Source organism: Levyella massiliensis, assembly GCF_000308275.2.
Lineage (GTDB): Bacteria > Bacillota > Clostridia > Tissierellales > Peptoniphilaceae > Murdochiella > Murdochiella massiliensis_A.
In genome coordinates this window covers 93,737-116,657 of the sequence record NZ_HG529490.1, presented here as the reverse complement: position 1 = coordinate 116,657, position 22,921 = coordinate 93,737, and the positions used below count along the sequence as shown (strand labels likewise).

Sequence of the window (22,921 nt, the reverse complement as noted above, 5' to 3'; positions counted from 1 at the left end):
TCAGGCCTCCGATGAACTTTTGAGTTGGAAGGGAACATCCGGACTAAACTTTTTACTCAACAGGCGGATCAAAATCGTCGCGATACGAGTCAGAATGAAGTAGATTATCGCAACGATGAAATATGCCTGGAAAATCTGGAACGTAGATCCTGCAACACTCTTCGTGACGAAGAATAACTCCGTCACAGAAATGACGTTTAATACTGACGTGTCCTTAATATTTACGATGAGCTCATTGCCGATGGAAGGCAGAATCGCGCGCATCGCCTGCGGCAAAATCACATGCACCATCATCTGGCCATGCTTTAAGCCGATGGCATTGGCCGCTTCCCACTGCCCGCGATCCACGGAATCAATGCCGCCGCGAATGGTTTCGGCCAGATAGGCGCCCGTATTAATGGAAACAATGAGGCAGGCCGCCAGCAATGGCTGCATATCGACGCCTAAAAATTGTTTACTGCCGTAGAAAATCAGCATGGCTTGGACAATCATCGGCGTTGAGCGAAACACTTCCACATAGGCCGTGCACAGGCCTTGCGCCAAACGAATGCCCCATTGGGAAGGACCGTGGCGTCGCTCTGTCGGGATCGTACGCACCACCTGTACGAAAAAGCCGATGATAAGGCCACATGCCGTACCAACCAGAGAAATCAGCAGCGTCACTCCCGTGCCGCGTAGGAAGAGGCCGGCATAATCTCCCCAGATGGCGGCCACTTGGCCGAAGAAGGAGGTTTGTGTTTCGCCACGATTCTGCAAAGCGACCATCTTGTCCATCGCTTTCTGGCGATCCGTCTCGGGAATATTCGCGAGCGCTTTATTAATCTGTGCTTTCAGTGCATCGCCCTTGCGCACGCCCACCGCCACTGTTGTATTCTCGGGATCTGCTTGGAATCCCTTCCCTTTATCCAACTGAACCATGGTCAGATTCGGATTGGACAGCATCGCCGCCATGGCGCCCGGCCGCTCCGAAACATAACCGTCAATGGAGCCGGCATTGAGCGCCGTAATCATCGTAGAAAAATTGTCCAGCGGCGCCTGCTTTTGGACGCCGGGAATCTGATCAACCATCTTGTAATGGAAGGTGTTGAGCTGTCCGGTGATTTTTGCGCCCCTAAAATCTTCGAGGGATTTGGCACCGGCATACTTGCCGTCTTTTTGCACCACGATAACCAAATCGGACGCATAATATGCATCTGTAAAATCCAATATTTCCTTGCGTTCCGGCGTGGGGCTCATGCCGGCAATAATGGCATCAATTTTTCCTGATGTCAGCGCCGGCGGCAAGCCATCCCACTCCATCTTTTTAATCACCAGTCGGCGGCCCAGCTTTTCTGCCAACTGTCGTGCCATCCAGACATCGTAGCCATTCGCATACTCGCCGGGGCTATTTTCGACCGGCACGGCACCATCCGCTGCGGACGTCTGGGACCAGTTAAAGGGAGCGTAATTCACTTCCATGCCTACCACAAAAGTTTCCTTATCGGTTTCGCCGTCACGTGCCAAAACCGGCTGCGCCGAAATGCTTAAGATACTCAACAGTACAAAGAGCGCTGATAGCAGTACGCGGAGTTGTCTAAGCCGTTTCATATTCTCCTCCATTCTAATCGCTGTCTTGCAGCTTTCCACTTTCGCGCTTTCCGGGGTTTTCCCCTTTTCTTCCCTTACCCATAACGAAACAAAAGGTTCAAAAAAAGAGAAGGGTACGCCTTCTCTCGACTAAACGATTGGATAGCGCAACACCGAATGCGGTGACAGTCCGTCACCTCTTCGATGACGGCCCAACAAGACAGCGTGCCCGCTGCTCATTTCGGCAAGATTGCCTTTTCCTTCCTTCCTCGGCTGCCGCCTCCGGAAAGTACTCATCGCTCTTGCGCCTCTACCTCTTCCTGATTAGGAATTCAATTTGTTACAGTATAGGCAGCCCAGGTCGTTCTGTCAAACGCCTGCCGACGTATTGCCTTTTATCAGAAGCCTCTTACGGCGAAACTACCGTTTTTTATTGCCTGGCATCGTTTCCTGACCATTTCTTCATAACTTTGGTATACTTTCATCAAAGAGACGAAAGATAGCAAGAAAGGAGACTTCTTGTGAAACAGGATATGCTGATGAAAATGTTAGCCAAGCAATTTCCCAATCGCCGTGCGGCAATGGGCGAAATTGTAAGGCTTAAAACCGAAATGCTGTTGCCGAAAGGAACCGAATATTTTTTTAGCGATGTGCACGGTGAGGATCGCGCCTTCATCCATCTGTTACGTTCCGCCTCCGGCAATATTCGTCGTAAAATCCGAGACGTGTACCGAACACGCCTTTCTGAGAGCGATCAGAATGAAATTGCTGAGATTATCTACTATCCCGAGCTCAACCTCCAAAAAAAATCGAGCGACTGGATGATGAGCGATGGGTGCGCAAAATCATTTTGGAACTCATTGAAGTGGCTCGCTTCATCGCTTCCAAGTATCCGCGTGAGCAAATCCGTGCCAAAATGCCGGAAGAATACAAAACGCTCATCGGCGAAATGTTTGAAATTAATGACGGCGAAATTGATCGTCGCAGCTACTATTATTCCCTGATTAATGCCATCATTGAAGAAGAGGATGCCTTTGATTTTATCTGTGCCCTCTCTTATACGATTCAACGCATCTGCGTAAATCACATTCATATCGTTGGTGATATTTTTGATCGCGGACCAGGTCCCGATAAAATCATCGAAGAAATCATTGCTTTTAAAAATGTTGATATCCAATGGGGCAACCATGATGTCGAATGGATGGGCGCCCAGCTCGGCAACGAAACCTGCATGATGGCCGTTCTGCGTAACGCCATCAAATACAACACCTTTGATCTTTTGGAAGATGGCTATGGCATCCACTTGCGTGCCCTGAACGATTTTGCCATGAATGTCTATGGCAATGATCCCTGCACCTACTTCCAGCCCAAAATTTTTGATGAAAATGTCTATAATATCTGGTCCATTGAACGCGCTTCGCAGATGCACAAAGCCGTCGCCATTCTGGAAAATAAGCTCGAAGGGCAACTCCTCGAACGCCACCCGGAATACGGTATGAATGAGCGCATCGTTCTCAAGAAGGTGGATTGGAACACCATGGAATACGTGGATACCGACGGTACGCGCTACCCCATGCGCGACACCAATTTCCCGACGGTGGATCCCGCTGATCCGCTCAAGCTCACGAAGGAGGAAGCGGACCTCGTCTTCAATTTACGAGCCTCTTTCATGCACAGTGAACGTCTCGCCCGCCATATCGCCTTCCTGTTCAATCGCGGTTCCAGCTATCGTTGCTACAACGGCAATCTCCTCTATCACGGCTGCCTGCCGCTGAAAGAGGATGGCACCTTCGACTCCCTGGTCGTCGACGAACATCCCTACGCCGGTAAAGAGCTCATGGACTATGTCGATTACATGATGACTACCGCCTATTACGGTGAACGGGACAATGAGAAGACCAAAAACGCCATTGACTTCATCTGGTACCTCTGGTGCGGTCCGAAGAGCCCGATGTTCGGCAAAAGTAAAATGGCCACCTTTGAAAATTATTTCGTCGGTGACAAAGCACTGAGCAAAGAAGAGATGAATCCCTACTACTCCCTGGTCGAAAAGGAAGATGTTGTGGACTACATTCTGGACGCTTTTGATCTCAAACATCCCCATGCCCACATTATCAATGGTCACGTCCCTGTCAAAAGCAAGGACGGTCAGAGCCCAAAGAAAGCCAACAACAAGCTCTTTGTCATCGATGGCGGCATTGCCAAGTCCTATCATTCTAAGACCGGCATCGCGGGCTACACCCTGATCTTCAACTCCCACCATATCGCCTTGGCCGAGCATCAAGACTTCGATTGGCTTACAAACGGGCTGGAAACCTACTCGCCCCACGTCGAAACCGTCGATCGCTACGAACGCCGTTTCCTCATCGGCGATACCGATACCGGTAAAATGTATCAAAAAACCATTGATTATCTGCACGACCTGATTCGCGCCTATAAGCGCGGCGAAATGAAAGAAAATATTTTAAGACCATAAGAGCGGAAGCAGGTGTAAGCCTGCTTTCGTTCTTTGTTTTTATCCCAATGCAACGTCTAACGCCATCATTACGGCAAAGCCAATGGCAAACGTCACAGGGCCGATATTGGAATGTTCCCCCTCGCTCATTTCCGGAATCAATTCCTCCACAACCACGTACATCATGGCACCGGCCGCAAAGCTCAACAAATAGGGCAAAATCGGAACAATGAGTCCCGTGGCAAAAATGGTCAGCAATGCCCCCACCGGCTCAACAGCGCCGGAAAAGGTGCCGTACCAAAAGGCTTTATTGCGCGTCATACCCATCGCATGAAGGGGCATGGAGATGATGGCGCCTTCCGGGAAGTTCTGTATGGCTATGCCCAGAGATAAAGCCAGCGCGGCTCGAAGATTGATGCCTTCGACACCGGCCAATACGCCGGCAAAGATAACGCCTACAGCCATGCCCTCCGGAATATTGTGCAGGGTCACGGCCAGAAACATCTTATTGGTTTTTGCTAACGCTACATGCGGTCCCTCGGGTTCATCGCTATTTAAATGCTGATGCGGAATCACATGATCCAAAAAGAGCAAGAAAAATACACCGATCAGGAAGCCGACGACGCCAGGAATAAAAGCCAGCCGCCCGAGCGATTCGGATTGTTCCATGGCCGGAATCAAAAGGCTCCAGACGGAAGCGGCGGTCATGATTCCCGCTGCAAAGCCCTGTAAACCGCGCTCCACCTTACGGTTCATTTGTCCATTCATAAAAAATACACATGCGGCACCCAGCGTCGTGCCAATAAAAGGGATTAAGAGTCCCCAAGCTATATTCATTTCCATATTTAAATTACCTTCTTTCAGTGATCGACCTGAGAGAATCAAGCCTTAACGTAGAACTCGTTTCAGAGCTCTGCGACGGAAGTCGGTTCGGGTTTGCGATAGAGAATAAAGAACACAATGCTCAATAATACGGCGCATAAGAGCACAGCATAACGTCCGATAAGCGACAGCAAAAGACTTTCTAAAATGGCTCCGATCACAAAGGAAATGATCAGGCTGCTATAGATGACCATGTGTTCTATGGATTCCGCTGAACGCGTGCGTACGTAGGAATCCATCGCTGCGGTGAAACTGCGCAGATTGCCGATCAGCATCGTCGTGGCTGCGGCGCGTTTTTGCACCTTGCGAAAGCTTTCAACCTGAATACCGCAAGCCAGCGAAAGCATCGCATTGGCAATGGGATCCAACGCATTGCTCATTAGGCTGACCAATATCAATAAAGCCACTTCAACAGCCAAAGAAACCTGACGCCAATGTAGCTTGGACATATGCCCGCTATAGCGAATGCGGTCCGCTACGAGAATACCGGCAATAAACGCCAAAATCGGCCATAAATGACGTAACGCCGACGGAATATCACCCGTAGCAATGTGCACACCAAACAATAAAACATTGCCGGTTTGCGCGTTGGAAAACACCTCGCCGCGAAATAAATACGAGTGCGCATCCATAGCACCACCGGCTATCGCTAATAGAATCCCCGTTAAAATGGATTCCGACATCTGTTTTTCTTCTGTGGTTTGCAACGGCACCCTCCCCCACTAATCTGCTCCCATGATACCCGAATGGAAGAAAATTTTCGCCTTTTTTTCGAATTTTTAAATCCCATTGTAAAAAGCCGACGGTACCGTCGGCTTTCACTAAATCTGATTTTTTCGTCGGCTCTGTTCAAGCCGTTGCGTCATCCATCTTCTGATCTTTATAACCCTCGCGAATGACGTGATATTCTCCCGTCTCCACGTTCAAATCATAAATATCAAAATTGTGGCGCATATCCAAGTTCTCATCACGTGTGGCTAAGTTAATGGAACGTGATCCCTCCGGGCCTGAAACGACACGGTGGAAAACACCAGTCGGCCAAATTAAAATACCGCCGCCTTCCACAACGCGCTTGCCATTGTGTTCGATATAGTCGGGGGTGACTACAAATTTCTCGACTTTGCCATGTTCCGGCGTATAGAGCTCAACATGGCGCACACCGTAGAGCACAAAGAGATTATCCCATTGCGCGGTATGCATGTACCACGGCCGCTCTACCTCTCCCACCGGGCCGGGGCTCACCGCCGGTCCGTTATGAATCACGCGATCCAACCCGTCCACACGGGGAATCAACTTTGTCGGCATCACATCAAATGTTACATTGGGGGTATGGCGAAAATCCTTCAGCGCAATAATCGTATAGAGATTCGGTACTTGTTCGATAATATAATCTTCTGCCTTCATCTTTACTCCTTTCTCTTCTTTGCGACAACACCGCGCAAAGAATGGTACCGAGACGATTCCACAGAGAGGACAAGGTCGTCGCAATGGGAAACGTCCGAAGAGCTTTGTTGTCCTCGGTCTATTACTACCCACATCGCGCGATACGAAGATTATTCTTCCTTTGCCCAGCCCATGGCGCATCGCACCGCGCGGTGCCAGCCGCGCTGTAAGGTATCCCGTTTTTCGACCGACATCAAGGGAGTAAAGCACGCATCATCGGCTTGGAGTGCATACAATGCCTCATAATCCGGCCAGAATCCCACAGCAAGCCCCGCCAAAAAGGCTGCGCCGCGCGCCGTGGTTTCAATGGATGCCGGGCGATACACCGGGCGTTGCATCATGTCGGCTTGGAATTGCATCAGAAAGTTATTGCGAGCAGCTCCGCCATCCACACGCAAAGCGGTAAAGTCCAGTCCCGCATCTTCCTGCATAGCATTCAGTACATCCAACGATTGATAGGCCATGGATTCCAGCGTAGCGCGTACCAGATGATTGCGATTCACGCCGCGTGTCAGCCCAACAATAGTGCCACGGGCATACGGATCCCAAAACGGTGCGCCGAGGCCCGTAAACGCCGGCACCACATAACAGCCGTTGGTATCCGGAACCGCTGTCGCCAGTTCTTCGGACTGTGGGGCTGTATCCAACACCCGCAGTTCATCGCGCAGCCACTGCACCGCCGCGCCTGCCACGAAAATCGAACCTTCCAGCGCATAGGAAATCTTGTCTCCAATTTTCCAAGCCACAGTTGTGACCAGACCATGCTGCGACAGAACCGGCGTATCGCCCGTATTCATCAGCATGAAACAGCCTGTTCCATAGGTGTTTTTGACATCGCCGGCTGAAAAACACGTTTGGCCGAAAAGAGCCGCCTGCTGGTCGCCCGCCACGCCGGCAATGGGAATGGGTACGCCGAAAAAGGCCAGTTCCGTTTCACCGTAGACGCTGCTTGAGGGACATACGGTGGGAAGCATCGCTTTGGGAATATCAAAAAGCTTCAATAAATCGTCGTCCCAAGTCATCGTATGAATATTAAAGAGCATCGTTCGCGAAGCATTGGAGACGTCCGTCACATGGCAATTTCCCTGCGTAAGCTTCCAAATCAGCCAGCAGTCCACCGTGCCAAAGAGAAGATTGCCACGCTCCGCCTTTTCTCGAGCCCCCGGCACGTTTTCCAAGATCCAGTGAATCTTCGAGGCGGAAAAATAGGCATCTAATTCCAGTCCCGTTTTTTTACGAATCATTTCGGTAACGCCCTGCGCCTTCAGGCCATCGCAATATTCAGCCGTACGGCGACATTGCCACACAATGGCGTGCATCACGGGTTCCCCCGTATTTTTGTCCCACACGATGGTTGTTTCACGCTGGTTCGTAATCCCAATGGCCGCAATTTCTTCCGCAGAGACATTGATGCGCTGCATGGCCTCAATGGCCACGCCGATCTGCGTCGCCCAAATTTCTGAGGCATCATGCTCTACCCAACCCGGATGCGGGTAGTACTGTGTGATCTCTCGCTGGGCGACGCTTACGATCTTGCCCATTTTGTCAAAAAGCAGGCATCGCTGGCTTGTCGTACCCGCGTCAAACGCCAAAATATAGTTTTTCATTCGTTCCCCCTTTGCGGCGATTTCTTGCGATTCTCTCCCGCCATCCCACTTTGCCGCAGCAGCAACACTCTGATTTCAAAAAAGGACCCGGCAGAGCCGGATCCTTTTTCGCATTCTTATGCCATAAGGCCGATTACTTCAGGAAACCGGCAATGGCCTTTTCACTTTCTTCGCTGATGGAAGCTTTGCCACCCACAAGAATGGCTTTTTTCAGCGATTTGGTATTCTTCAGGTAGCTCTCCACTTTCGCATCAAAGCCCTTCTTTGCGACCAATAAGATCGGGAATTCTTTCTGCTGAGAAACCGGACCCGAAGTCAGAGCATCCGTAGGTACCAAGCCGTTCGCAATCATAGCCGTCTTCGGCTCTTTGAAGAGTTTGGCCACTTCAGCACTCAACGCAAAGCGATCCGAAGCGCTGATGCGCTTCACTTCTGCTTTGATGACCGTATGCAGATCTTTTTCAACCGTTTTAGCAATGGTATTGGCTCCACCGATGATAGTCACCGTTTTTGCCTTGGTCATGGCTTTGAGGGCTTGCTGTGTAGCTTCCGGAACCTGTGTTTTCTGAACCAGCAACACTGGCGCATTTACCGTTTTTGCATACGGCACAGCCATTAAGGCATCCGCATAAGCAACACCAGAAGTGAGCACCACATTTTCACTGTCTTTCAAGGCTGCTACCGTTTTCGCATTCACCGCATAGCGATCAGCGCCGGCAATGCGTTGTACAGCATCCTTGCCCACTAATTTCTCCACTTCTTTTTCTACGCTGGCATTGACCGACGCAACGCCACCTAAGATGACAACTTTCTCAGGTTTTGCCTTAGCCAGGTAATCGGCTGTCACCTTGGTCAGCTGGTTCGCTTGCGTGTAGAGCACCGGCATCGTTCCCTGTGACAGGTTCGAAGCGCTCAAGGCATCGCCGGAAGCCATGCCGTTGACCAAGATTACTGTCTTTGCCTTGGCAAAGTTTCTCTTAGCCGCTTCCACGGCTACCGCATAGCGATCTGTTCCGCTGTAACGTACCACGGAGTTATCCGCAACGCTTACGTCAAAGACGTAAAGTTGATCGTTCTTCAAAACCGCATGAATCTTCTGTCCGTAGAAAGTCGGTTTCAGCGTCTCAAAGGCTTTCTTCTTAACGGAAACCTGCAGTTTCACGCCGGCCGGTACTTTAACCGGATTGCCATAGGCATCCGTAATGGTCATATCGTGGGTCTTGCCATTAATCGCAATCTTCCAAACCGTATCCGTCACATTTGCAGGAACGGTGAGGTATGCAGCACTTCCCGGTAATACGCGACGCACTCTCTCCGAAGCGGAGGTATAACCGTTCTTTAACAGATCGGCCTTCAGTTCTTTTTGTACGCCAAGGAGCATTTCATGGGCTTTAGTTCCATAAGTTGCACTGATTTCCGTATTGGCTTTCGCACCCTGATCCTTCAGCGAAACTGCCTTCAGAATTTCCTTCTGTAGCGGATTCAACTTTGCGTCTACGATGGGCTGATATTTTGCACGGTTGGTTTCTACCATGTGCAGCACATCCATTGCCGTCCAATAGAGCGATTCATTGGTATACTCGTTGGACGAATTCATGGCTGCTTTCGCACCGCCATTTTGATTCGGATAGTACGGAACAAAGGGCGATACCAGCGTGGAGCCCAGCGCCATGTACTGTACGGCCGGGAATTCATTCGTGGCATTCTTCGGAATCTGGAATACGTGCGCTTCCATGACGTTGCGGTTGCCAATCGGATAGTATCCCTTTTCACCCGTGTCGTTTGTCGGGAGTTTTCCGTCAAAACGATTGCGGGTAAAGCTCAATACCTGTTCCAACGAAATGCTCTTAGCCGCCGCTTCCTGCAGGAACGGGAAAGCCTTATCGTTGATCGAAGCCGAAGCGCTCGGATTTAACACCTTAGTACCGGAAGCGGCACGCGATGCATCACGAATGTCTACTTCACTCTCTGCATAGGACTCACGAGCTTGAATCGTGCCATCGATGGCAAAATTCTGATCATTCGTCTGGCCGCGTGTTCCTTTGAAGGTATCTGCTTTTTCAGCCGTTTCGAAGAGTCCCTTGGAATAGATGTAGTTCTTATCCTTGGAAACATAATAATCCTCTTTTTCCTCACCCTTCTCCAGTTTTACCTGGTTAATCCAGAAGGTGTTCGGGAATACGGAGAACTTATCTTTGGGATAACGCATAGCCAAGAACTGATGGCCCGTATAGATTTCCATGTACCACAGCTCGCTCTTGTTCGCAACAACAAAGCAGTTGCCCTCGGCAGCGCCTTTTTTGGCCACTTCGGAGGCAAGCAGGCGAATGGCTTCTTCCGGCGTTTCACATTGCGACAGCACCACTGTCGGCATGATGGCTTCACTGATGCCGGCGGGTTTGTCCCCTTCACCGTCCAACAGCGGATCCACTTTCAACACTGCTTCATTGGCGTTAGCCGAAACGGTCATATCTACGATGAGCCCCTTTTCGTTGAAGCCGGCTTCATCAAAGATCCCATATTCCGGTGTGGTATCATTCACAGCCGTATAGCGATACGAATCTTTTGTGCAAGTATAGGTGTATCCGTTCTTTTCGCTGTACGAAACGTCACGAATCACATCACCCTTCTTGTATTTTCCTGCTTCATGAATTACATAAGCCTTGTTGTGATTGGTCTCCAAATCCTCGGTACGGCCGAAAATCGTACTTCCGTCCTTCGTCAGATCCGAACCGACGATGACTCCGGTGCAAGCCAATGCCGTTTGCGGCACGGTCAACAGGAGTGCAAAGGCCAAAGCACAAGCCGTAAAAGCCTTTTTCATTCGCATAGTTCCTCCTTATTCGCGGCAATTCTTGTTTTCTACGCCGTTTCGATACGAATCGCCCCCTTGCCGCTCCTGAGAGCGTATCGAACGGACGTAATGAGAAAACGTTATTCACCCATCGCCAAAAACAGCAAAAAAGGTCGTTTTCCCTTTTACTCGCCTCTTAAAGAATAACGAAGAAAAAATGCACTGTCAACCGAGGGAACTGGGGTATATAAGGACAGAAACTGCAAGATAAATTGTACAAAAGGAGAAAGTTTTATGAATCGTATAAATCTTCCCAACGGGCTGGAAAACGTGTCCCGGCTCATCCTGGGCTGCATGCGCATGCCCGATCTTTCCATAGATAAAGCTGCAGAAATGGTTAAGACCTCCATGGATCTTGGCATCAATTTTTTTGACAATGCCACCTGTTATACCGATGGCGTAGCCGAGGAGCGTTTCGGTGAGGCTTGGACGAAGGCCGGCATTGCCCGTGATCGTTTTATTCTGCAGACCAAGTGCGGCCTTTGTTTTGATCGCAATGAATTTGACTGGCGTCGCGAAACCATTCTTTCCAGTGTGGATGACAGCCTGCGTCGCATGAAAACCGACTATTTGGACATCCTGCTCCTGCACCGTCCCGACCTGCTCTACGAGCCCGAAGAAGTTGCCGCGGCGTTCGATGCCCTCGAGAAATCCGGCAAAGTGCGTCATTTCGGCGTCAGCAACGTGCCGCCCATGATGCTCGAAGTGCTGAAGCACACCGTAAAACAGCCACTCATCATCAATCAGCTCCAGCTCTCCCTTGAGCAATCGCAGCTCATCGATGCTGCTTTCTATATGAATAATCTCACCACCGAGCGCAGCATCGACCGCGACAACGGCCTGCTCGATTATTGTCGTCTGCACAACATCACAATTCAAGCCTGGTCGCCCTTGCAATACGGCATGTTCGGTGGTTGCTTCATCGATGATCCGAAATACCCTGAGCTCAATGCTGCTTTGGCCGAACTGGCGGAAAAATACCATGTCACTAAAGCTGCCATCGCTCTGGCCTGGATTCTGCGCCACCCGGCTCAAATGCAAGTGATTGTCGGCACCATGAATCCGCGCCATCTGGAGGAATCCGCCGCAGCAACGCAGGTTTCCCTCACCCATCACGAATGGTATCAGCTCTATCTGGCAGCGGGGAAATTCTTGCCATGAGCCCGACGGCACGGTTTGATAATAAAAGAAAGGCGGCCCAATGGGCCGCCTTCTTCTTATTCAATCGTCGCCCGCTGACGGGCACCTTTTGATATCAAGCGCCGGCCTGAGGCCCGCTCCTTCGAACGCGGCAGGTGCCGCATTCATATGCGGCGGGCGCTCCTACATGCGCACTTCAAAGCTATTGCCGCAGCGCGGACAATGAATTTTCACTTTGCCCGGATGTTTCGGCACGCGCACCGTCTGATGACAGGATGGGCAGGAAAAATAGCGATGCGTTTTGCGATCTTTCCATTGCCGTTTCAATAAATTCCATCGACGGCTCAGCCCCGCAAAAAGGCCCAAGAAGGCTTGATTCTCCTTCTGCCGTGCCGCAACATTTTTGGAAAATACACGAAACAGACCGTAGATTAAGCAGCCCCACGACAGATAGTACAGTATCGGTGTTTTTACGAACCACTGCACGACGAAAAGCACTAACCCCAGAAAATACACCACCTGTGACAGCGCATCAAAGCCGTTGCGTCCCACCGCCCATTGCCGGAGACGCTCATTTGCTTTTTGAAAAAAATCTTTCATGTCCACCTCATTTCCATGGTGTAAGATGTACCCAAATTCGGCAAAGATTAAAACTCCGATGGTTGCTCGTTACGGAGGCCGATGCAGTACTAAATGCCGATTTGGCGAAAAGTACTGTACGATTTTCGGCGTCAGTACAGTGCTAAATGCCGATTTGGAGAAAAGTACTGTACGATTTTTGGCGTTAGTACAGTGCTAAATGCCGATTTGGTGAAAAGTACTGTACGATTTTCGAAAAAAATACAGTACTAAATGCTGATTTGGAGAAAAGTACTGTATTTTTCTCGTTTTTCATACAGTACTTTTCGCGTTTTTAACCAAAAGTACTGTATCCATCCCATTTTTCATACAGTACTTTTCGCATTTTCAACCGAAAGTACTGTATCCATCCCATTTTTCATACAATACTTTTCGTGTTTTCGTCCAAAAGTACTGTATTAGGGGTGAATTTCATACAGTGCAAAAGCCATTTTCCGCAAAAAGCACTGTATCTACCACAATTTAATGCCTAAGAAGGTGCCGCCTTCGGCGAAAAAGAGGATGGCCCAATAAGCCGCCTTCGACGGCGCTCATAAGAAAAGGAAGGCGGCTCCTCGAGCCGCCCTCCTTATAATATGAACCGTCGGCCGACAGGCCGACACCTTCTAAAAGAGACCTCAGATCACTGCCAAACTCCGTTTTCTGGAAGTTCTAGAGTTCCTTCTTCAGATAAATCTGAACTGTCAGAACATAAGAGAGTCCGTAAAAGAACAGTCCCATCGCTATTAAGAGGGAACACAGTACCGGTTGTGAAAGAGACGCAAGAAAATCAAGCGAAAACGAAATGTGTAGCATAGACAGCAACGTTGGTCCCAGAGAGATAGCAAGGATGACGACCATCTGCACATAGCGAGCGGCCAAGACGCCTAATTTGGTAACCAGATACAGATAAAGGGCGATAACGCCGCTGATTACGCAGTAGCTGATTGCAAAGCCCAAGATTGTTAATGGCTCCAAGCCGGGAAGGAATTGCGCGGCAATACCGTAAAGAACCGCAAATCCGATAAATACGCTCAGTGCCAACGCATAGCGTTCTCTTATCTGTTCCTTACGCGAATACCCGAGCGTCGTGATCATGGCAGCGGCTTTCGGATACTTCTCTTCCTCTTGGTACAATGCGGATATTGAAACAAGGACGAGAAGGCTCGCCAGCATGGATAGCAACAGACCCGATGGCAAACTGCGCCCTTCCTGTGAAGACACATAGGAGAGAAAGAGCGGCATTGCTAGCATCAAAGCCAATACCAGCCACCACACCTTTTTAACCAAAACATAATCCTTTTTCATCAAATCAAACATACGGCTTCTCCTCTCCCACATAGGCCAGCATCATCTGTTCAATATTGATACGCTCGATCAGCACATTTGGCATCGCCTCTTTTAATAGCGATGCCTCTGTCGTGACGCCGGAAAAACTGTAGTCATTTTCCTTCAAGGTTAAGAAATGTTGACGCAGTGTATCGGTAAGGCAAGAAGGGTCGCCTTTCACCAAGCGATGCCGTTCCAGCAAAATGTCTTTTTCTTCGGCAAGGAGAATCTTTCCTTTATCGATGAAAATAATCACGTCCGAGAACTGGTCTAAATCCGAAGTAATATGGCTGGAATAGAGCACGCCTTGCCCTTCCTCTTGCATAAATTCTCGCAATAATGCCAGCAATTGCTGACGCACCATGGGATCCAACCCTGAAGTTGGTTCATCCAAGATCAGGAATTTCGCATGATGCGATAAGGCCAGCGCTAATGCTAATTTCATACGCATGCCTTTCGATAAGGTAGCAATTTTCTGCTCTTTCCGCAGGCCAAAGCGCTTTAAAAAGTCCTGAAAGCGCATCTCTTCCCATCGAGGATAGGCACGGGCGACAATATTTTTCATTTCTTGAATGGATAAAGCGTCATACAAATACCCTTCGTCAAAAACCACACCTAATTCTTGCTTAATGGCTTTGGCCTCTTGATCCATATCCTTGCCTAAAATCTGCACCGTTCCCGTATCTTTTACGCATAGTCCAAGAATCGATCGAATGGTTGTTGTCTTTCCCTGTCCATTTAAACCGATAAAACCCGCAACGCATCCCTCTGGTATAGCAAAGGTAACATTTTGCAAGGCGAAGTTCGGATACTGTTTCGTCAAGTTTTTGACAGCTAATACCGAATCCATATCATTCCTCCTCATAGAGCTCTTGAACCATCTGCAGCAAAGCTCCTTTTGGTACACGGAGCAATCGCGCATTGCGAATCACTTCACGCAACTGTTCCTCGACCATTAGGCATTGCGACTGTTGCAGATGTTCCGCATCTCCCGCCCGTACGAAGGTTCCAAGACCCGCTCGGCTTTGTACCAATCCTTCGTCCTCAAGTTCGCTATAAACGCGGCGAATGGTCAAAACACTCACATTCAAATCCCCCGCAAAGCGACGAATGGAAGGCAGCGGATCCCCTTCTTTCAATTCCTGTCGTAGAATCGCATCCTTAATTTGTGCCTCAATTTGGCGATACAAAGGCACTTCAGATTGATTCGATAGAATGACCTTCAAATTTTCCTCCTTGCACCGTGCACTGTGCTGTTTGTATATACACAGTATACACTGTAAAGGTGAACTGTCAAGGGATTTCAAGTAGATCGTGTTAGCAATGACATAACGGTGTGCCTATTCCTTGGTTGGATACAGTGCTAAATGCTGATTTGGCGGAAAGTACTGTACGATTTTCGGCGTCAGTACAGTGCTAAATACCGATTTGGTGAAAAGTACTGTACGATTTTCGAGAAAAATACAGTACTAAATGCTGATTTGGCGAAAAGTACTGTACGATTTTCGGCGTCAGTACAGTGCTAAATGCCGATTTTGCAAAAAGTACTGTATTTTTCGCGTTTTTTATACAGTACTTTTCGCATTTTCAACCGAAAGTACTGTATCCATCCCCTTTTTCATACAGTACTTTTCACGTTTTCGTCCAAAAGCACTGTATTAGGGGCCAATTTCATACAGTGCAAAAGCCATTTTCCGCAAAAAGCACTGTATTGACCACAATTTAATGCCTAATAAGGTGCCGCCTTCGGCGAAAAAGAGGACGGCTCAATAAGCCGCCTTCGACGGTGTTCATAAATAAAAGGAAGGCGGCTCCTCGAGCCGCCCTCCTTATGATATAAACCGTCGGCCGATAGGCCGACACCTTCTGATTTAAGCGTTCTACAACGCAAAGCTCTGTACCCCGTAGCAACGCCGTCGCCGCTACGACATCGGAACAGTGCCCTCCCCTGCATCGGCCGCTCTGCCGGTCATCCTTACCCATTCCGCCAGCCGCTCGGCCAGGGCTGCCGTTGCTGCGCCCGAACGCATCCGCCAGGTCCAATTGCCCTCTGCCGTCCCTGGGGTATTCATGCGCGCTTCCGCGCCGAGCTCCAACACATCCTGCATCGGTAGCACCGCGAGACGAGCCACCGAGGTCATGGCAGTGCGGATACAGCCCCAGGCGTAGCCTTCGTCTTCGGTCAGGTGCATGTAGCGGACGGCAAAATCACGCTCGGCGCAAGGTGCTTTTGCAAGCCAGCCGAGCACGGTATCGTTATCGTGCGTGCCTGTATAGATCACACTGTTTTCCGTGATGTGATGCGGCAAATAAAGGCTGTCCTCTCCCGGGGTAAAGGCAAATTGCAGCACCTTCATACCCGGAAGACCGAGCGCCTCACGCATGGCTAAAACCTCGGTGGTTAAAAAGCCGAGGTCCTCGGCCAGGATCGGTACATCGCCCAGCGATGCCCGCACTGCTGCAAAGAGATCGCACCCGGGTGCTTTTGCCCAAGCGCCTTGGCGCGCCGTTTCGGCATTGGCGGGTATGCGCCAATAGGATTCCAATCCGCGAAAATGGTCGAGACGAATGGCATCAAACAGTGCAAATTGGCGACCAAGGCGATGGATCCACCAAGAAAATCCCGAACGGACGTGGTTTTCCCATTGATAGCAAGGATTGCCCCACCGCTGCCCATCGGCGGTGAAAGCATCCGGCGGACAACCGCCAACATAGGCCGCACGGCGATCGCTGTTCAGCGCAAAAAGTGACGGATGGGACCAGGTATCTGCGGAATCTTCCGCCACATAGATAGGGAGATCGCCGATAATACGGATGCCTTTGGCATGAGCCGCTTCTTTGAGCGCCTGCCATTGCTTCGCAAAAAGATATTGTAAAAAGCGATAAAACGCCACATCGTCCGCATGGGCGACGGCAAAAGTCTCCAGTGCTGCCGGCTCGTGCAAACGCAAAGCCGTCGGCCATTCTTGCCATGGGCGATCAGCTTCAGCATCCTTAATGGCCATGAAAAACGCGTAATCGTCCAACCAAGCGGCATGAGTGTCGCAAAAGGCGCGAAACGCAGCATCCTGCGCATTAAAGCGATAAAACGCTTGACGCAGTAAGCGCAAGCGAGCCGTCTTCTGTAGTGAAAAACACTCCGCAGCGCCGGAAAAAGCCGCACGAAACGCAGAAAGATCCGCATCGCTGAGGAGCCCATCCGTCACAAGGCACTCCGGATCGATGAGAAGCGGATTGCCGGCAAATGTGCTGTAGGACTGGTACGGACTGTTACCATAGCCCGTCGGACCCACCGGCAACACCTGCCAATAGGATTGCTTGGCAGCATAGAGAAAATCCAAGAAGGCATGTGCCTCTCGGCCTAAGGTGCCGATACCATACGGTCCCGGCAGAGATGTGATATGCAGTAAAATGCCGGAAGCGCGGCATGAATCCGTCTTGGAATGCATAGTGTTAACCCGTCTCTCCTTCCCATCGCACTAGCGATTAGTGGGATCGGCCCAATAATTTACGTGCTAATTTTTGCAGGCGGCGCCCTAATTCATAATTGCCGCCCAACACGTCATAGGGAATGTCTTCGTTTAAGACGCCGCGGTCAAGATCATCCGGGAAAAGCCCCAGGTTATCGGCATCATAATCTTCCATCCAATCGGAAGAGGAATAATAGGCATCAAAGGCATCGCTCTCATCGCCATACGCCTCAAACGCATCCAAAGCTGCATTCAGCTTGTCCTGCGCTTCCTGAAGCCCATTCATTTTCTTTTCCATGGCTTTCACACGAGCAATGCGCTCGGGCAAATTCTTTGCCAAGTTTTCCTTCGACGGCTCCTCTTCCTGCACATTTTCCTCAGCGCCGTAGCCCATCAAATTCAAATTTTCATCCCCACGGAACGGGGTACCAACGGTATCGCCCAGCAGCTGATAGGTATTTTCTGCCGAATTGTAGAGCAAAAGATCCATGGATGTCGTATCCGGGGCGTTTTTTTCTCCCAGATACGCCGTATCAATGGAAACATTCTCAATCTTACCAACAACGCGATCATCCTCTTCATCATAGGAAAGCAGGCTGCAATCGAGAGAAATCGGCAGAGCATCGAAGACTGGCGCATCAACAAATTCGCTGGGAATGGGATCCAATCCCGTGCGATCGACCTTATCTGTAACGGTATTGCCGGAGACACAACCCACATAGTCGGCATCCGGCAGATGCATCAGGTCCGCAAAGCCAACAGTGAACGCCTGTGTGCGTAAAATATTGTCCGTCGTCTTGTGGGAACGGCTGATATAGAGAGAAATGGTCTTTTCGTCGCGCAGTGACGCATACGCCACATTCATGGCATTGGCACTTTCATCCTCATTGTACGTACCGATGACCAGCACCGGCATAGGCAATAAATACGGTTTGCTTCCTAAATTTTTTCTCATAAGAACCTCCTTTTTTTCATCGGTGCGGGCTACAGTCTTTTTGACCATAGTGTCACCGTTAAACCGTTCGTGATGAAAAGCGTAACGAAAGGCACGTCAGACTTCCATCAATTTTCTTAAATTCATCGGTATTCACGACCAAAACCGGATAACCCATGCCTTCAATCGCCTCCCGTGTCTTAGGATACCCCGCCGGCACCAATACCGTACCGTTAATCCAAAGACTATTAATCGCATAGGCTTCTTCCGCCGGCACGACATAGCGATCAAAATCTTGAAATGCTTCCATCTTGTCCATCACAGCGCTTACGAGCAAATGATTCTCATCCAGCCATATCACAAAATCCTTCAAATGCAAGCCTTCCGTGACCGGCACGGTCGTCACGGTATAGCCGAACGGCTTAACGATGTCCGCAAACTGTCGTGCCCCTTCCGCATTCGTCCGCTCCGACTGTCCGACGTAAAAATGCTTATCGACCAGCATCACATCGCCACCTTCCATCGTACCCGGCGCCTCAATCGCAAAAATGGCATCGCTCGGATAAAACTGCGCCAACACCTCTCGAATTTCATATTTTTCCCCGTTGCGAGAAGCGCGCGGCGAATTCGTCACAATCGCACACTCCGGCATCACCACTGCCGGGTCTTCCACAAAACAGGAATCCGGATAGTCTTCTAAGGCCTCCAGCACTAGCACCTTTAATCCCAGCTGTTCCAATGCTTTCACGTAGCCGGCATGTTGCTTGAGTGCCGCCTCATAGATGGGTGTTTCCTTACTGAACATCCCCGTGGTAATGCCTGAAAGCATGGCGCGACAAGGTTTCCGTACAATGGCGTGTTGAAAATGCATGGTTCCTCCTTAAGGGGTTAATCGATTGTCGTATTTTCCTATGCCTCTATTGTACTGGATTTAACCGATCGACGTGACAGGAAAAATCCCCCTCAATAAAAAATGGCGAAACCTCAACCATCTAAACGTTGACATTTCGCCATTTTACATTTTTACACAAATCCGCCTTTGAGGCATTCGCTTCTGTTTCATAGCGTGCCAAATGCGTTTTTTCGTCGTCAGACCGATTTGTTGCTTATCCGATCAGATCTGTCATGCTCTTAACGCTGATCGCAATGGTCGAGGTATTATGCAACAGTGCCGAACTACCCGGCATGAGCACGCCGGCCAGACCAAGACCGATCAGCATAGTATTAAAGCCGATGATGAAGCGGAAATTCGAATGAATGCGACGCATTAAGGCATCGCTGATTTCCTTCATCGTCACCAGAGCCTCCAGATCATCGGAGGAAATAATCACATCCGCGATCTCGCGCGCAATGGCTGCACCGCTTTCAATGGCAATGCCGGCATCCGACGCGGATAACGCCGGAGAGTCGTTCACGCCGTCGCCAACCATAATCACTCGACGGCCGGCGTCATGCTCAGCTTTCACAAAAGCGGCTTTATCCTCCGGCAACACCTCGGAATAGTAGGCATCTACGCCCACTTGCTTGGCAATGGATGCCGCTGTTTTCTCGTTATCGCCTGTCATCATGACAATGCGCAGATTCCCTAACTTCTTGAGCGCAGCAATCACCTGCGGTGCCTCGCTACGGAGAGGATCCTCAATACACAGCACAGCCGCTAAGGTACCCGCCACCGCCAAATAGAGGTGCGAATACTCCTCAGGAATGGAAGCAAAGCGTTCTTCTTCGCCTTCCGGCACTCTGCAATGCTCATCCGTAAACACGAAATGATGGCTGCCAATGACGACTTTTTGGCCATCGACACTACTCGAAATGCCATGTGCGACCACATATTCCACACGCGAATGACGTTCCTCGTGCTCGAGTTTGCGAACCTTGGCTTCCTGCACTACGGCGTTTGCGATGGAATGCGGATAATGCTCTTCCAAGCACGCCGCCAGACGCAACATCTCATCCTCCGTATTTCCTCCGAAAGGAATGATTTTTGCCACGCGTGGCGATGCGTGAGTCAGCGTTCCTGTCTTATCCAGCACAATCGTATCCGCCTGCGCAATGGCCTCCAGGTACTTACCGCCCTTCACCGTAATGTTGTAGCGACTGCTTTCGCGCATGGCTGACAGTACAGCCAGCGGCATAGAGAGCTTCAGGGCACAGGAGAAGTCCACCATTAAGATCGAGAGCGCCTTCGTCGCATTGCGAGTCACAAGATACGTCAGGGCCGTTGCTGCCAAGTTGTACGGTACCAACTTGTCCGCCAAGTGGGACGCTTTGCTTTCCGATAGCGATTGCAGTTTTTCTGATTCTTCAATCATGCGCACAATCTTATCGTAGCGTCCGCTGCCCGAAGCCTTCTCAACGACCATTTGACATTCGCCTTCTTCAATCGCCGTACCCGCATAGACATAGCTACCCGGGCGTTTCACAGCCGGCAACGACTCCCCGGTGATAGACGCCTGATTAACAGAAGCTTCTCCCTCGATAATTCGCCCATCGAGCGGTATCATATTGCCCGTGCGCACCACAACGACATCGCCGGCCTTCACGTCACGCAGCGATACCAGTTCTTCCTGATCGCCATTCTTGCGCCATACGTTCTCGACATTGAGCGACATCATCTGCGCCAGATCGTCCACTGACTTTTTATGGGTCCACTCTTCCAGAATATCACCCAGCTTCAGCAGAAACATAACGCTGGAAGCAGTATCGTAATCTTTGCGCAACATCGACACGAAAATTGCAATGCCATCCAGCAACGCCACTTCTATCTTTCGTTTTGCGAGCGATCGCAACGCTGCTTTTATATAGCGCCCGGAGCGCATCCCAGTCAACGCCACCTGTATCGGCGTCGGCAAAAACAGCTTCTCCGCAAAGCGACGCACCACCGTCATCGTGAGCTTATCTTCATATTCGCGGTTCATTACTCGTCCAGTATGCTCCGGTACCAAGTATTCTGCCGCTTGATATGAAAAACAGGCCAGTGCCTGAATCAAATCACTGCGTTCACAGCGATAACTGACAATGGCATCGCCGGTACGATCATAGACGCGCACATCCTGCACGCCCTTTACGGATTTCAGATAGTACTCCAGAATATCCGCCTGATGCAGGCTCATTCTCTTTTTTTCTACATGAAAACGCAGTCGCCCGGCGGATTCATGAAGGATTCTACACTTCATTGCACATCCTCCAAACTAGCCTTACCTGACTACCGCACTATTCTTCGTCAGCGGGCTTCTCCGCTTTTTCTGCAATCGCCTCAACCGGCTCCGTGGCATCCTCAACAACACTTGCTGCCTCTTTTGCCGCCTCTTCCGCTTCACGCTTTGCGTTGATCTCTTTGGCTTCCGCCATCACATCATCCGCATTTTCTTTTACTTTTGTCGCCGTCGTCATAACGCTCTCTTTCACGCGCAATGCCGCTGCTGCCGTCTCCGCATAGACCTTCTTGGCATCCTTGCTGCTCAATGCCTTCAAGCCCGCTGTACCCAAAGCAACACCTGCCGCTAACCAACCAAACTTATTCCAGCAACTCATCGTTTCCTCCTTTAAATTGGTATGTTTTCCCGTACATGAATTCTCTTTTTGATCTTATCTTTCCCAAGATCAACATTAATTATACACCATTTTAACAATAGATTAATATATATTTAATATAAAGAACCATGTTTTTTTGTAAGTTAATACTAACGCAAGGGCGCAAAATTGTCTATCTCTTTGCGTGCGCTTTGGCACTGCTTCTGGTACGCCTTGAAATTTAAGCATTTTTGCAATAACAGAGCCGGAACAATCCCTTTCGTTTTTCGGCCGCCATAAAATTTGCCTGATTCCACTATGCATAAGTTTTGTATAACTAACAGATTAGGACAAGCCGATTCGATTCAGAGCAAACCTATGCGATATAAGAAAACAGTGTGCTGAGAGTGTCCCCGGTAAGTCGAACTAAAGACGGGTGGATTTACGGCGGCTTTGCGCACTTTCGCGATTTACCGCCGTAAATGAGAGCCAAAAATTACGGCGGCTTTTCGCCTTTTCGCGATTTGCCACCGTAAATGAAAAGCGAAAATTACGGCGGCTTTTGGCCTTTTTTCAATTTGCCGCCGTAAATGGAAGCCAAAAATTACGGCGGCTTTTCGTCTTTTCGCGATTTACCGCCGTAAATGGAAAGCGAGAATTACGGCGGCTTTTGGCCTTTTTTCGATTTGCCGCCGTAAAATAAAGAATCTATTATTCCCAATCTTCTTTTCAAATGTCCGATATATCCCAAACCATTCAAAATACTAGATTCTATTTTTTTTAATATCACTAAATCCATCTAATTATAGGACATTTTCAGATTTTTAGTCCCGTCCCAGTCCCAATACCGGAATTAAATTTAATAACATAAATGTACATCTTTAACAGTATCATAATATAACTTCTTTATTGAAAGTTAGGCTCCCTTAGTAATTTTGACGAATTTGATGTAAATGTCAACCGAAAAATTGGCCAAATTGTCCTTTCCCATAGGGGAGAGGCGTTTTATATATAGCTCATAGATTCTTTGACCACTCCATTGTATCTTCCATCCTATAACTTTTTCCCTTGACATATCCATAATATGTGCTCTATGAGCAAGTCTTTCTA

16 protein-coding genes, 1 pseudogene and 1 riboswitch are annotated in these 22,921 nt (G+C 49.6%); of the genes and pseudogenes, 2 read left to right on the top strand and 15 right to left on the bottom strand.

The features are described from left to right. The gene (locus BN98_RS00510; protein WP_019190285.1) at nt 1–1,587 is read right to left on the bottom strand and encodes an ABC transporter permease subunit; all 1,587 of its coding nucleotides are present in this window, start codon (nt 1,585–1,587) and stop codon (nt 1–3) included. A gap of 134 nt (nt 1,588–1,721) precedes the next feature. Continuing rightward, nucleotides 1,722–1,887: riboswitch (Lysine riboswitch) on the bottom strand. Between the two features lie 212 nt (nt 1,888–2,099). On the opposite strand from BN98_RS00510, the pseudogene BN98_RS00505 reads away from it, so the two are divergent. Then, nucleotides 2,100–4,042 (top strand): annotated as a pseudogene (locus BN98_RS00505) (fructose-1,6-bisphosphatase). A 39-nt stretch (nt 4,043–4,081) separates the two neighbouring features. Here the strand turns inward: BN98_RS00505 and BN98_RS00500 are convergent. The 5 genes from BN98_RS00500 to BN98_RS00480 all read right to left on the bottom strand — a co-directional run bounded on the left by BN98_RS00500 (nt 4,082) and on the right by BN98_RS00480 (nt 10,783). Next, complete coding sequence (locus tag BN98_RS00500; RefSeq protein ID WP_019190287.1) at nt 4,082–4,864, bottom strand: ZIP family metal transporter; 783 nt, start codon at nt 4,862–4,864, stop codon at nt 4,082–4,084. 62 nt (nt 4,865–4,926) lie between these two features. Continuing rightward, nucleotides 4,927–5,616, bottom strand: a complete 690-nt coding sequence (locus BN98_RS00495; RefSeq protein ID WP_420804953.1) for a YoaK family protein — start codon at nt 5,614–5,616, stop codon at nt 4,927–4,929. Between the two features lie 136 nt (nt 5,617–5,752). Then, complete coding sequence (locus BN98_RS00490; RefSeq protein ID WP_019190289.1) at nt 5,753–6,307, bottom strand: hypothetical protein; 555 nt, start codon at nt 6,305–6,307, stop codon at nt 5,753–5,755. A gap of 149 nt (nt 6,308–6,456) precedes the next feature. Beyond that, entirely contained in the window at nt 6,457–7,953 is a 1,497-nt protein-coding gene (gene glpK, locus BN98_RS00485; RefSeq protein WP_019190290.1) for a glycerol kinase GlpK, read from the bottom strand. A gap of 133 nt (nt 7,954–8,086) precedes the next feature. After that, entirely contained in the window at nt 8,087–10,783 is a 2,697-nt protein-coding gene (locus BN98_RS00480) for a C69 family dipeptidase (RefSeq protein ID WP_019190291.1), read from the bottom strand. 258 nt (nt 10,784–11,041) lie between these two features. Between BN98_RS00480 and BN98_RS00475 the strand changes: the two genes are divergently transcribed. Continuing rightward, a complete protein-coding gene (locus BN98_RS00475) occupies nt 11,042–11,968 on the top strand; it encodes an aldo/keto reductase (protein ID WP_019190292.1) in 927 nt (308 codons plus the stop codon). A 162-nt stretch (nt 11,969–12,130) separates the two neighbouring features. On the opposite strand, the gene BN98_RS00470 is transcribed toward BN98_RS00475, so the two are convergent. The 9 genes from BN98_RS00470 to BN98_RS00430 form a co-directional block, all read right to left on the bottom strand. Beyond that, nucleotides 12,131–12,547 carry a hypothetical protein gene (locus BN98_RS00470; protein ID WP_019190294.1) on the bottom strand — a complete coding sequence of 139 codons (417 nt, stop codon included), beginning with the start codon at nt 12,545–12,547 and terminating at the stop codon, nt 12,131–12,133. A gap of 690 nt (nt 12,548–13,237) precedes the next feature. Next, nucleotides 13,238–13,885 (bottom strand): ABC-2 transporter permease, encoded by a 648-nt coding sequence (locus BN98_RS00465; RefSeq protein ID WP_019190295.1) that lies wholly within the window; start codon nt 13,883–13,885, stop codon nt 13,238–13,240. Continuing rightward, entirely contained in the window at nt 13,878–14,744 is an 867-nt protein-coding gene (locus BN98_RS00460) for an ABC transporter ATP-binding protein (protein ID WP_019190296.1), read from the bottom strand. Before BN98_RS00460 ends, BN98_RS00465 begins: the two co-directional genes overlap by 8 nt. Before the next feature lies 1 nt (nt 14,745). Continuing rightward, on the bottom strand, nt 14,746–15,120 hold the full coding sequence (locus BN98_RS00455) for a GntR family transcriptional regulator (protein ID WP_019190297.1): 375 nt from the start codon (nt 15,118–15,120) through the stop codon (nt 14,746–14,748). Nucleotides 15,121–15,816: 696 nt separating this feature from the next. Then, nucleotides 15,817–17,343, bottom strand: coding sequence for a 4-alpha-glucanotransferase (gene malQ / locus BN98_RS00450; RefSeq protein WP_019190298.1), 1,527 nt, complete (start codon nt 17,341–17,343; stop codon nt 15,817–15,819). Between the two features lie 37 nt (nt 17,344–17,380). Next, entirely contained in the window at nt 17,381–18,319 is a 939-nt protein-coding gene (locus BN98_RS08370; protein ID WP_019190299.1) for a DUF4298 domain-containing protein, read from the bottom strand. Between the two features lie 58 nt (nt 18,320–18,377). Beyond that, nucleotides 18,378–19,169 (bottom strand): dimethylarginine dimethylaminohydrolase family protein, encoded by a 792-nt coding sequence (locus BN98_RS00440; RefSeq protein WP_019190300.1) that lies wholly within the window; start codon nt 19,167–19,169, stop codon nt 18,378–18,380. A gap of 235 nt (nt 19,170–19,404) precedes the next feature. Beyond that, nucleotides 19,405–21,474: a heavy metal translocating P-type ATPase gene (locus BN98_RS00435; RefSeq protein ID WP_040942491.1), complete on the bottom strand. Its 2,070-nt coding sequence runs from the start codon at nt 21,472–21,474 to the stop codon at nt 19,405–19,407. Nucleotides 21,475–21,511: 37 nt separating this feature from the next. Continuing rightward, nucleotides 21,512–21,832, bottom strand: a complete 321-nt coding sequence (locus BN98_RS00430; RefSeq protein ID WP_019190302.1) for a DUF6110 family protein — start codon at nt 21,830–21,832, stop codon at nt 21,512–21,514. Between the last annotated feature and the right edge of the window lie 1,089 nt (nt 21,833–22,921).

Coding starts and splice junctions, on each gene's coding strand:
- BN98_RS00465 (WP_019190295.1), bottom strand. CDS start 13,885: ATGTTTGATTTGATGAAAAAGGATTATGTTTTGGTTAAAAAGGTGTGG.
- glpK (WP_019190290.1), bottom strand. CDS start 7,953: ATGAAAAACTATATTTTGGCGTTTGACGCGGGTACGACAAGCCAGCGA.
- BN98_RS00440 (WP_019190300.1), bottom strand. CDS start 19,169: ATGCATTTTCAACACGCCATTGTACGGAAACCTTGTCGCGCCATGCTT.
- BN98_RS08370 (WP_019190299.1), bottom strand. CDS start 18,319: ATGAGAAAAAATTTAGGAAGCAAACCGTATTTATTGCCTATGCCGGTG.
- malQ (WP_019190298.1), bottom strand. CDS start 17,343: ATGCATTCCAAGACGGATTCATGCCGCGCTTCCGGCATTTTACTGCAT.
- BN98_RS00500 (WP_019190287.1), bottom strand. CDS start 4,864: ATGGAAATGAATATAGCTTGGGGACTCTTAATCCCTTTTATTGGCACG.
- BN98_RS00430 (WP_019190302.1), bottom strand. CDS start 21,832: ATGAGTTGCTGGAATAAGTTTGGTTGGTTAGCGGCAGGTGTTGCTTTG.
- BN98_RS00435 (WP_040942491.1), bottom strand. CDS start 21,474: ATGAAGTGTAGAATCCTTCATGAATCCGCCGGGCGACTGCGTTTTCAT.
- BN98_RS00475 (WP_019190292.1), top strand. CDS start 11,042: ATGAATCGTATAAATCTTCCCAACGGGCTGGAAAACGTGTCCCGGCTC.
- BN98_RS00460 (WP_019190296.1), bottom strand. CDS start 14,744: ATGGATTCGGTATTAGCTGTCAAAAACTTGACGAAACAGTATCCGAAC.
- BN98_RS00490 (WP_019190289.1), bottom strand. CDS start 6,307: ATGAAGGCAGAAGATTATATTATCGAACAAGTACCGAATCTCTATACG.
- BN98_RS00510 (WP_019190285.1), bottom strand. CDS start 1,587: ATGAAACGGCTTAGACAACTCCGCGTACTGCTATCAGCGCTCTTTGTA.
- BN98_RS00470 (WP_019190294.1), bottom strand. CDS start 12,547: ATGAAAGATTTTTTTCAAAAAGCAAATGAGCGTCTCCGGCAATGGGCG.
- BN98_RS00480 (WP_019190291.1), bottom strand. CDS start 10,783: ATGCGAATGAAAAAGGCTTTTACGGCTTGTGCTTTGGCCTTTGCACTC.